This is a genomic window from Streptomyces pyxinae, assembly GCF_024756275.1.
Classification (GTDB): domain Bacteria; phylum Actinomycetota; class Actinomycetes; order Streptomycetales; family Streptomycetaceae; genus Streptomyces; species Streptomyces pyxinae.
In genome coordinates, this window is the sequence record NZ_JANUGQ010000032.1 from 1 (window position 1) to 10,933 (window position 10,933).

The 10,933-nt window shown below is 73.3% G+C and carries 7 protein-coding genes and 1 CRISPR repeat array; of the genes, 1 reads left to right on the forward strand and 6 read right to left on the reverse strand.

All coding sequences use genetic code 11. The features are described from left to right. The first annotated feature begins 96 nt into the window (after nt 1-96). On the forward strand, nt 97-1,791 hold the full coding sequence (locus tag NX801_RS26770) for a CDP-glycerol glycerophosphotransferase family protein (RefSeq protein WP_258790569.1): 1,695 nt from the start codon (nt 97-99) through the stop codon (nt 1,789-1,791). 62 nt (nt 1,792-1,853) lie between these two features. Here NX801_RS26770 and NX801_RS30860 read toward each other — a convergent pair whose 3' ends face one another. From NX801_RS30860 to cas5, 6 genes are all read right to left on the reverse strand, one after another. Further along, nucleotides 1,854-4,307, reverse strand: a complete 2,454-nt coding sequence (locus NX801_RS30860) for an ATP-binding protein (protein ID WP_309505911.1) — start codon at nt 4,305-4,307, stop codon at nt 1,854-1,856. Between the two features lie 276 nt (nt 4,308-4,583). After that, a CRISPR array of direct repeats spans nt 4,584-5,854; the repeat unit is 29 nt; unit sequence GTTGCGAACCCTCCAGGGCTGATGAGGAC. A 133-nt stretch (nt 5,855-5,987) separates the two neighbouring features. Further along, nucleotides 5,988-6,251, reverse strand: coding sequence for a CRISPR-associated endonuclease Cas2 (gene cas2, locus NX801_RS26780; protein WP_258790516.1), 264 nt, complete (start codon nt 6,249-6,251; stop codon nt 5,988-5,990). A gap of 7 nt (nt 6,252-6,258) precedes the next feature. Continuing rightward, a complete protein-coding gene (cas1b, locus tag NX801_RS26785; protein ID WP_258790517.1) occupies nt 6,259-7,239 on the reverse strand; it encodes a type I-B CRISPR-associated endonuclease Cas1b in 981 nt (326 codons plus the stop codon). A gap of 2 nt (nt 7,240-7,241) precedes the next feature. Then, on the reverse strand, nt 7,242-7,760 hold the full coding sequence (locus tag NX801_RS26790) for a CRISPR-associated protein Cas4 (RefSeq protein ID WP_258790518.1): 519 nt from the start codon (nt 7,758-7,760) through the stop codon (nt 7,242-7,244). Beyond that, on the reverse strand, nt 7,757-10,174 hold the full coding sequence (gene cas3 / locus NX801_RS26795; protein WP_258790519.1) for a CRISPR-associated helicase Cas3': 2,418 nt from the start codon (nt 10,172-10,174) through the stop codon (nt 7,757-7,759). Before cas3 ends, NX801_RS26790 begins: the two co-directional genes overlap by 4 nt. A gap of 41 nt (nt 10,175-10,215) precedes the next feature. Beyond that, the gene (gene cas5, locus NX801_RS26800; RefSeq protein WP_258790520.1) at nt 10,216-10,920 is read right to left on the reverse strand and encodes a CRISPR-associated protein Cas5; all 705 of its coding nucleotides are present in this window, start codon (nt 10,918-10,920) and stop codon (nt 10,216-10,218) included. Between the last annotated feature and the right edge of the window lie 13 nt (nt 10,921-10,933).

Consider the following 10,933-nt stretch of genomic DNA (forward strand, 5'->3'; position numbering starts at 1 on the left):
CCGCGAGCCGCGAGCCGCGAGCCGCGAGCCGCGAGCCGCGAGCCGCGAGCCGCGAGCCGACGCGGGCGGGGTTGCGCGTAGCGTTCCGGGGTGGCCATGCACTCTAGTCCGCCCCTCCGGGTGCCGGTGGGACCCGACGCCCACCGGTGGAGCACCTTCCGCGCCGAGCGGACCCTTGTCGTCGCCGCCCGTACGGTCACCTCGACCGTACGGGTCCTGGAATGCCTGCCCGCCCTGATCCGGAATGACAGCAGGGTCTCGGTCGTCTTCGCCCACGACCCCACCTCGGCCTTCGGTGACGGCGTCCTCCAACTGCTGCACGACGCCGGTTGCCGGATCATGCCCTGGGACCAACTCGCGGAGGCCGCACCGGATCTGATCCTCACGGCCAGCGAGAACATCGACGTCCCCGAGGGGGACTGCCCCGTCCTGGTCCTGCCGCACGGGGTGGGGTTCCAAAAGCTGGTGCCGGACTCGCGGAGCGAACGGGTGCGGCTCTCCGGGGTCGTCCCGGCCGGGCTCCTGGAGGCCGGCCGGGCCTGGCTCGCCGTCTCCCACCCCGAGCAGGAGGAGCAACTGCTGGGCAGCCACCCCAAGACGGCCGGCCGCACCCTGCTGATCGGTGACCCCTGTTACGACGAGTTGCTCGGCAGCCGTCAGGAGCGGGACGCCTACCGGCGGGCGCTGGGTGTCCCGGACGGGCGGCGGCTGGTGTTGGTCAGCTCCACCTGGGGCCCCACCTCACTCATCGGCCAGGACCCGGACCTGCCGGGCCGGCTGCTGGCCGCGCTGCCGTACGACGAGTACCGGGTGGCGCTGGTGGCGCACCCCAACGTCTGGGCCGGCCACGGCTCCTGGCAGCTGCGCACCCTCCAGGCATCGGCCCTGGACGCCGGGCTCGTCCTGGTGGACCCGGTGCACGACTGGCGTCCCGCGCTGGTCGCCGCCGACCTGGTGATCGGTGACCACGGGTCGGTGACGCTCTACGGCGCCTCGCTGGGAACCCCGGTGCTGCTCGCCGCCTTCGGGGCGGACGCGGTGCCGGGGACGGCGGCCGAGGCCCTGGCGCGGGTCGCTCCCCGGCTGGACGACCGCGCGGACCTGGCCAACCAGGTGGCGGAGGCCCTGCGTTCGTACGACCCGGAGCCCTGCGCGGCCGTGGCCCGGCGGGCGTTCGCGGATTCCGGTCGGGCCCATGCCCGGCTGCGCAAGGAGTTGTACCGGCTGCTGCGACTGCCCGAGCCCGCCGGCGCCTCCCCGCGCGCACCGGTCCTCGCCCCGCCCGCACCGGCCGGGGCCCGCTGCACCGCCTGGCGGGTGACCACCACCGTGACCGCGGCGGGGCCCGGCCGCCCGGAGGTCGCGGTACGCCGCCTCCCGGCCGCCGTCGCGGAACCGGGCACGGAGGCGGCCGGCACCTTCGTGCACCTGGCGTGCGAGGAGGGCGAGCGGGACCGGCACCTCGCCGAGAGCGCCTCCGTCATTCTGGGGCGCCGCCCGGCCGGGGCCGACGCCCCGCGCTGGATCGCGGACGCCCTCGACCGCTACCCGGGCTCCCGGATCGCCGCGGTGCCCACGGGCCCGGGTGCCGTCCTGGCGGGGCTGCGCGACGGCCGGCTGCTCGCGGCGACGGTGGCCGTGCCGGACGTCCCCGACCCGGGTCCGGTGGCCGCCGGGCTCTACGCCCTGCTCCGGGCCGGCCTCCCGCTCCCGGACGCCCGGCTCACCCTCCGTACCGGCACGGCCCCGTCGACCGGGGTCACCCTCCACCCGTACGTCCCGCCCGCCTGACCCGACTGACCCGCGAAGGCCCCCGGAAGCCCCCGGAAGTCTCCGAAAGCCCCAGGGAATCCCTACCCCTCGCCCAACCCCTCCAGCCGGGCGCGCAGTTCGGCCGCGTCCCGCTGCCCGCTGCGCTCATGGATCTCCACCGCCCTGGCCAGGTCGGCCCGGATGTGCGTCCGGTCGCCGCCCGGCCGCTCCGCGATGGCCACCAGGTCCAGCAGCGCCTCCGCCTCGTAGTGGCTCGCCTTGCTCTCCCGCAGGGCTTCCACCGCCTCGCGCAGCACCGGGACCGCCTCCTCGGTACGCCCCAGACGGTCGAGGGCCCGGCCGATCGCGGCGGTCGCCCGGGCGGCCATCCGCAGGTCCGGCGGTGTCCGGTCGAGCAGCAGGCGGTGGGCGCGCCGCAGGGTCTCCAGCGCCCTGGCGTGCTCCCCGGCGGCATCCTGCGCCCGCCCGAGGAACAGCGTCACGATGGCGACACCGCGCTCTTCTCCCGCCTCAAGGTTCAACTCGATCGAGCGCCGGTACGCCCCCATGGCGCGCGCCGGGTCGGCGTGGTCCCAGTAGCGCCCGAAGAACTCCATCACCGAAGCGGTCACTTCGGCCCGTCCGGCCACCTCCGCGCAGGCCAGCGCGGTCTCCAGCTGACGGCGCGCCTCCTCGTACTCCCCCAGGTCCATCAGCGGCCGGGACAGCAGGCTGCGCAACCGGGCCTCGGCCGCCGGTACGAGTTCCTCGGCGGCGGCCGCCGCGGTGGCGCCCAGCTCCAGGGACTCCCGCCAGTCGGCGAGATACCGGCCGTGCAGAAAGAGCACGGTGAACGCCTCGGCCAGCTGCCACACCGGTGTGTGCAGCCCCAGCGCGGAGGCGGCCCGGAGCACCGTCATGATGGTGGCCCGTTCCGCCGCCAGCCAGTCCAGCGGAGCCGGTCCGCCCGGCTTCGCGAACGGATCGGGGACCCCCCGCAGCAACTCTTCCAGGTGCGCGATGCGCAGCCGCTCGGCCCGGACGGCCCGGTCCGCGAGGGCGGTCAGCACCAGATAGTGGCGGATCAGCCGCTCCGTCACGGCCCGCCCCGCCTCCGGGGGCTCCCCGGCGAGCGCGTGTTCACGGGCGTGCAGCCGTACGAGATCGTGGAACCGGTAACGGCCGTCCGGTCCCCGCTCCAGCAACCCGGCGCCCACCAGCATGTCCAGCCGCCCCGCCACCACCTCCACCTCCGTCCCGGTGACGGCGGCCGCCGTGCCCGCGTCGAAGGTGCGGACGGGCAGCAGCCCCAGCAGCCGGTAGACCCGGGCCACCTCGGGCTGAAGCTGCCGGTACGCGGAGTCGAAGACCGCTGTCACGGGACGCTCCCCTCGAAGTGACATCGCGTCCAACCGGCGGCTGTCGTCCGCCAGTTCGTCGGCCAGCCCGGCCGCCGTCAGCGCATTCCCACCCGCCGCCAGCCGCGCGGCCACCACATGCAGGGCCACCGGCAGCCCACCGCAGAGCTCGACCAGCCGGCCCGCCGCCTCCGGATCGGCGGCGACCGCGCCAGGACACCGGCCGGCCAGCAACCGGAGCGCGCTCTCCCGATCCAGCGGTGCCAGCGTCAGCAGCTCCGCCCCGGACACCGCCAGCTCCCCCAGCCCGCCCGCGTTACCGGTGACCACCACCGCGCTGCCCGGCCCGTTCGGCAACAGCGCCTCCACCTGCGCCGGTTCGCTCACATCGTCCAGCACCAGCAGCACCCGCCGCTTCCGCAGGTGCCACCGATACATCCTCCCCAACGCCGCCCGGTCCAGCGGGAGATCACCCTCCACTCCCAGGGAGCGCAGGCACTTCTCCATCGCGGCGGAGACGTCCGCGCCACCCGACAGGCCGCGCAGCTCCGCGAAGTCCACATACAGCCGACCGTCCGGGAACAGCGGCTTCGACGCGTGTGCCGACCGGATGGCCAGAGCCGTCTTACCCACCCCCGGGGGGCCGCACAGCACCATCACCCCCACCCGCCCTCCGTCCCCGTCGCGCGCGGCTCCGCTCAGCATCTCCGCAGCGGCGGCCAGCTCCGTGACCCGGTTGATGTACTCCACCCGGAGCGGGGGCACGTCGTCCGGCACCTCCCCGGGCGTGCCGTGCGGCCTCACCTGGTACGGGATGCCGCCATGCACCACCGTCCCCGCGAAGACGACGCTCTCCCCCGCCGCCCCACCACCGGGCGCCCGCTCGGCATTCAGCTCCCGCGCCAGCAGCCGCAACTCCCGCACCAGACCCGGCTCGTCCTCGGCCATCCGTACCAGCCGCAGCCGCCAGTCGCCCTCGATCCGGTCCGCCGCCGCCTCGTCCCCCGCCGCCCGGGCCTGAGCCAGCTCCTGCCCGTCCTGTTCCAGCTCCTCCGCCACCACCGCCTCGTCGTCCCGCGAGCGCCGGGCCAGGAACCGCGCGATCCGGTTCTTCGCCTGCGTGTACGAGTCCGTCACCGCGGCCCCGAGCAACGTCGTCGCCACCGACGCCACGAGCGCCACCAACTCCGCTTCCACCCGGCCCCCTCGTCCACCCGGCGCCACCCGCCGTGAACAACACCGTAGAGACCCCGGCCACCCCACAACACCCCCTCCCCGGCGCGCCGCCCAAACTCACCAACCCAGACCACCGCCCCCGCCCGCCACAAGCGCGTCCCGGAACCCTCCAGGGAATGGATGAGCCCCCACTAGACCCCCGAGGCGCAGGAACCCGGCCAGGCGTACATGTTGCAAGCCCTCCAGGGGCTGATGAGGACCCAGCCTCCTCGCCCGCGAGCCCCACCTGACCGTCACGTTGCGAGCCCTCCAGGGCTGATGAGGACAACGTTCGCCGCCTACCGGCTGCCCAGCCTGCCCAAGTTGCGAACCCTCCAGGGCTGATGAGGACCCCTCGCGGTCGGCGCCACGCCTACGCGCACGTACACGATGTTGCGAACCCTCCAGGGCTGATGAGGACAGCCGACCGGGACCCGGAATGGTGGCGCACGGAGCGGTTGCGAACCCTCCAGGGCTGATGAGGACCGTGGGGTGCGACGGTCCCGGACGCTACGACCAGGCGTTGCGAACCCTCCAGGGCTGATGAGGACGGCCGAGGGGCTGGGTGGGGGGGATGGGCTGGCCGGGTTGCGAACCCTCCAGGGCTGATGAGGACCGGTGCCGGGCCGGCTGCGAGATCCTGGCGGGCATGAGGTTGCGAACCCTCCAGGGCTGATGAGGACGCGCTGGCAGGAGACGACGCGGTCCTCGTGGCCCGGGTTGCGAACCCTCCAGGGCTGATGAGGACCCCCGGCCTGCGAACCCGTGAGCTACCGGCGGCGTCGTTGCGAACCCTCCAGGGCTGATGAGGACCCCGCGCCGCCCGCGCGGCCCGGCGCACCGCACCGGAGTTGCGAACCCTCCAGGGCTGATGAGGACCGCCGGGAAGGCGCGGCCGGAGCCCGCCTTGCTGCGGTTGCGAACCCTCCAGGGCTGATGAGGACCCGTTTCGTCACGTGACGGAGCCGGGGCGTCCGGGCGTTGCGAACCCTCCAGGGCTGATGAGGACGATGGACACGAGACGAGCAGCTTCCACCCTGCCCAAGTTGCGAACCCTCCAGGGCTGATGAGGACGCCGCTGGGCGGGTGTGAGCACATTGGCGAGGTGCTGTTGCGAACCCTCCAGGGCTGATGAGGACGGCGGGCCAGCGGGAGGACCACGTCGTTGACGCAGGGTTGCGAACCCTCCAGGGCTGATGAGGACCGACGGCCGGCCGGCACGCCAAGCCCTACCCGTACTGTTGCGAACCCTCCAGGGCTGATGAGGACCGGCGAGCGGGTGCTCGGGCCGGATCCCGGGGTAGGGTTGCGAACCCTCCAGGGCTGATGAGGACTGACTCCTCCCCGGCGGGCGCGGCGGACTTGCCGGCGTTGCGAACCCTCCAGGGCTGATGAGGACCCAGAAGCAGGCGCGCCGCCTTGGCCGCTCCCTCCCGTTGCGAACCCTCCAGGGCTGATGAGGACCCCGCCTGGAGTTCACCATCGGCGGTGGCCGTGATCGTTGCGAACCCTCCAGGGCTGATGAGGACCCGAGGGTAAAGCCCCAGGTCAGGCGCGTCCACCCACCGGCATCCGGCGCCGCGTTTGCAGCGACCCGGCGGTAGTGCATCACCGCAGGTCAGAGCCTCGGGTAAGAGGCCACGCACACCACCGCCCGGCCCCTCACAGGATGTCCCCCGGTCCACCCAGGTCCACCCCCAGCGTGGCCGTCTCCACGAGGTCCGGGGAGCGGACGACGTACGTGACGATGCTGTCGTGGTCGGCGTCGATCACCGTCCGGAGCGCGGTCGTCAGGGCGCGGTACTGGGCGGCCGACAGTTCGCCCTGGAAGACGCTGCGCTGCGTCCAGTGCAGGTACTTGCGGCAGGTCTTCAGCACCTTGGGGTTGCGCTCGACCGCCGTGTCGTAGACCAGGATCACGAACACCGGCCGCTCACCACCACGGCCGGAACGGCTTGTACGGCTCGTTCCCCAGACAGAGCCGGACCAGCTTGAGCGCCTCCAGGTGGATAATCTCCTCGTAGCTCACCTTCCGCTTCAGCGACCGGTGGTACACGGTGGTCTCCAGCTCGTCCCGCACCATCCCGGCCACCTTCTTGCGGCCGTCCTTGCTCAGCGAGGCCCGGCCGACCTCCGTCTCGAAGTCGGACGGCTTCAGTGTCTTCCGCGCCGCCGCCCGCTTCAGCAGCCGCTCGGCGAACAGCGGCTTGAAAGGTTCGGCCAGGTCCAGCGCCAGGGTGTTGCGGCGGCGGTCGGTGTCGGCGTGCAGGAAGCCGATGGCCGGGTGGAGCGGGGTCGTACGCAGGGCGGTGAGTACCCGGGAGTACACCAGTGCGTTGAGATAGCTGATGAAGGCGTTCCCGGCGTTGGTCGGGGGTCGGCGGCTGCGGCCGTCCAGCCGCAGCCAGGCCGGCAACTGGGTGTCGAGCACCGCCCAGCCAGTACGCCGGTAGTTGCCCTCCTGGGCCATGGTCTCGTCCCGGTCCTTCGCGTCCGGAAGGGCCGTACGAAGCGCGGCGAGGGCGGAGTCCAGCAGGTCGGTGTCCAGCGCCCAGCGCAGGTTCTCCGCGGTCGCCAGGACGAGCGACCTGCCGATGGCGACCCGCCGTTCCGCATCGGCGGTGATCTCCACTTGGCGGCGCAGCACACTGGCGGAGGCCATGGACTCGGTCGGGGCGAAGTGCCCGGCGTGGTTGCCGTAGTGGTCCAGGACGTGCAGCGTGACACCGTTGCGGCTGAGGAGCGACAGGACGGAGGTGTTCACGTCCACGTGGTCGAAGGCCACCAGGTCCCGGATGTCGGTGACGGGGAGGCGCACCGGGCTGCCGTCGGCGCGTTCGATACGGACACTGTTGTCCTCGCGGCGGATCCGGCACGGCTCGGTCAGCCAGTACGTACGGCCGACAGCGGGCATGGTCAGTCTCCCCAGCAGTAGTCGAGGTAGGAACAGCCCCGGCAGGCGGCCCGCTTGAGCCGGCCCGGTGCGGTCGAGGCCGCGATGACGGCCTGGGCCTCGTCCTCCGACCGCTCGGCCTCGTCCCGCGCCTCCGCGTCCCAGGTGACATCGACCGTCCGGCGGATCAGCGGGTAGTGGACGACTCCGCCCCGGACTGCCACGCCTCGGCGCTCCAGGAGCAGGCAGTAGTGACGTACCTGGGCGGCGTGGGCCGGCGCAGGGGCGCGGGAGGACTTGGTCTCGTGGACGACGGCCCCGGCGGTCACCCAGTCGATCTTGGCTTCGCCCAGGTCCACGTCCCGGCGGCGGGTGAAGGTGGTGTCATCGACCACCTCCCCGAAGGCCACCAGGCCGCTGCGCTGCTCGGGGCGGTAACCGCGCCCGTACAGCCAGAGCTGGCGCGGGCAGTGGTACAGGTACTTGATGTGGACGCCGCCGATCTGCCCCTCCTCGCCGGCACCGGCCGAGCGCCCGCTCACAGGACCGTCTCCGGTACGAGCGCGGGGCTCGCGGCCCCGGGGCGCAGCCCGGTGTCCCGGTCGTAGACGCCGCGTACCACCTGGACCCGGAGGCTCCGGTCGAACACGGCGTCGTACTGCCGCAACTGGCTCCACCGCAGCGGGATGAGCAGTCCCGAGGCCAGCAGCGGATCGCCCTGCTTCCCGCGCGCCAGGCTCCGGTACTCCTCCACGTCCTCGTGGTGCAGCACCTCCACGGTGTCGAACCGCTCACTGAGCCGGTCCGCGAACTCCGTCCGGTCGTGAAAGGGGTCGGTGAAGGTGAGGAACTCCGCCGCGAAGCCGTCCCGGGCCACACGCGCGGCACGCTCCCACTTCTTCCCCCACGGCGTGTCGTACGCCAGCTCCAGCAGCCGGTCGATGTCCTGCTCGCTCAGGGTGTCGGCGCCGGCCCCGACCAGTTGACCGAGCGCGCTCCAGGCCGTCTCCATCGCTTCCCGCGCATACGGCAGATGCTCCGTCTGCGCGTGGACCCGGAACTCGACCGGGCCCTCGGGGTGGCGCCCCCGGCGGTTGACGCGGCCGGCGCGCTGGGCGACCGCCTCCACCGGCGCGCACTCCACCGCGCCCCGGTCGAAGTCGAGTTGCAGCGACACCTCGACCGCCTGGGTGGCGACGACCAGTCCACCGCGCCGGCCGGTCTCGCCCGGCTCCCGCTCCGGGTGCCGCCGGAGCAGCTCCTTCTCGATGGCGTCGCGGTCGCGGTTCCTGAAGCGCGAGTGCAACAGCAGCGCCGCGCACGGGTCGTCCGGCGACGCCGCCCTGGCCTCCTCGGCAAGTTCGCCGTACAGCGCCTGGGCGCGAGCGACCGTGTTGGTCACGGCGAGCACACTGTGCCCGTCCGCCAGCCAGTCGCGCAGCCGCTCGACGCTCCCGGGTGCCGTCAGCGCGGAGTCGTCCAGCACGAGCCGATGACGTACCGGACCGGTGCCCGGCTCGGCGCGTACGGTGGTCACCGGGGCTTCCAGGCTGTTGTCGATCAGCTCCCGCACCGGCCGGGCGAGGGTGGCGGACAGCACGGCGACCCGGCTGCCGAGGCGTTCCCAGAGCCCCATCGCGGCGCAGATCCGGCCGAAGGTCTCGGGATCGTAGGCGTGCAACTCGTCCATGACGAAGAGCGAGTTGGCCTGCTCCAGCAGCACGGAGGAGTACGCGGGTCCCGCGATGGCGGCCCGCAACAACTGGTGCGGGGTTGCCACCCGCATCCGCTGGGTGAAGAGCCGCATCGCGTCGGCCCGGACCCGCGACCGGCGGGCCTGTGTGGCGCTCGCTCCCTCCCGGCCGGCGGCGCAGTCCTCCTCCACGGCCTCGGTGAGCAGCACATGGGCCACCGTGCCGTGCAACAGCCCGATGTCCGCCGCCCGCTTGCCCGGCTCGGGTGCGAGTTCGCGGCGGAACCGGAGCCGGATGGCGTTGAGCGACGCCCGGTAGGGCAGCGTCCACACCAGCCGCGGCAACCCGGGCATGCTCTCCAACTGCCGTGCCGCCCAGGCCAACCCGCCCTCCGTCTTCCCGCTGCCGGTCGGTGACACCAGCACCAGGTGCCCGTCCGCCTCGGCTGCCCGGCGTTGATGGGCGTGGAGCGGGAAGGGCAGCCGGGCGGTGTAGTCGGGCGGTAGGGGCATGTGCCGCTGAAGCCGTACGTGGGCCGAGCCCGCGTGGTCCGCGAGGGTGAGCGCTCCCTGCGCCAGCACCGCCAGCAGTCCCCGCCGGGCCTTCACCGGCCGGCGCCAGGCGTCGAGCAGGTACTCCAGCTCCCGCCGGGCCCGGGCCGCCAGGTTCGGCGCGTCCGGCGGCGGCTGCGGCGGGTCCGTACCGAGCGCCCCGGCCAGCCACGCCACCCACTCCCGGTGCACCCCGCGCGGGACCTGCACCTCGGTGCCACCCGCACCGTCCGACGTGGCCGTGAACGCCTCGTCCCAGTCGGTATGGGGGTTGTAGAGGTCGGACAGGGTACGGCCGGTGGAGCCGTGCAGCGACCGGTGGTGGGTGGCGACCAGGGAGCCGATCAGCAACCGGTCCTCGTCCCCCCACCCCGCCGCCGAGGCCAGCAGATCCAGATAGGCGAGGGACAGCACCTCGTGCCGCTGGCCCCAGGGCCGCGCGCCGGGCCGCAACTGGTTCTGGAACCCCTCCGCCACCTTCCCCGCATCGTGCAGCAGAGCCGCCCGGCGGACCCGCTCCCAGAAGTACGGCTCGGCCACCAGAACCCCGGCCGACCCGACCCGTTCCTCGATCTGGGCGACCGTGTCGTGGACCGTACGGGAGTGGGTGGTCAGCCGCTCCGGATCCGACCGGGGCTCCGACTTGGCCCGTACGTCCGTCAGCACCCGCACCGGCCGCCGGGCGGGCCCCTCCGCAGAAGCCGAATTCACCCGGGCCGGACTCACCGAGGCCGGATTCACGGGGGGCGGATTCACGGGGTGAGCAGCCATACCGCCTGCCCCTCCTCGTCCTCGTACGCACCCTCCACCGGTTGGCTCCCGGTCTGCCGGTCACACCACAGGTAGTCCGCCCACCTCGTGGTGAGCCGGTCCGGGGAGACCGCAGTCGCCATCCGGTGCACCCACGCCGCGCCGACGCTGTGCCCGTCCGCCGGCGCCAACGCATGGTCGACCCTCGCCGCTCCGGTCGGCCGCAGAAGAGTCCGCCGAGCGACCGTCCGGCGCTCCCCGTCCCTCTGCGGCAGCATATGGGCCACGTCCTGGGAGCGTCCCAGCCGCAACGGCCAGCGCGGTCGCCGCAAGGCGCCAGCGATACGCTCCCCGTCCGCCCCCGGCAACCACAGCACCAGACGCACATCCACCAGGAACGGCCGGTCCCGAATCGTCATCCCGCCCTTCCCCGCTCGCACCCGCCCGCGCACCGACGGGTTGGACCGGTTGGCGGCGATGGGGTGATACGTCTCCGCATCGATCCCGGCGCCCTCCGCCCAAGCGGCCATCCCCAGCGGGACAGGTTCCGCTTCCTCCCCCGTGGCGGCGGCCAACAGCCCCCGTACCGTCGACGGCGGAGGCACCGGCAACCCCCGCGTCACACCCGGAAAGAGCGGGTCCCGGAACGACGCGACCGGCGCGTAGAACTCCACCCGCCACGCCACCACTTCCTCATCGCTCACCACGCGTACGCCACCC

What these genes read in the sequence shown, in the direction of transcription:
- NX801_RS26770 (WP_258790569.1), top strand. Translation starts at nt 97, where the DNA reads ATGCACTCTAGTCCGCCCCTCCGGGTGCCGGTGGGACCCGACGCCCAC.
- cas1b (WP_258790517.1), bottom strand. Translation starts at nt 7,239, where the DNA reads ATGCCCGCTGTCGGCCGTACGTACTGGCTGACCGAGCCGTGCCGGATC.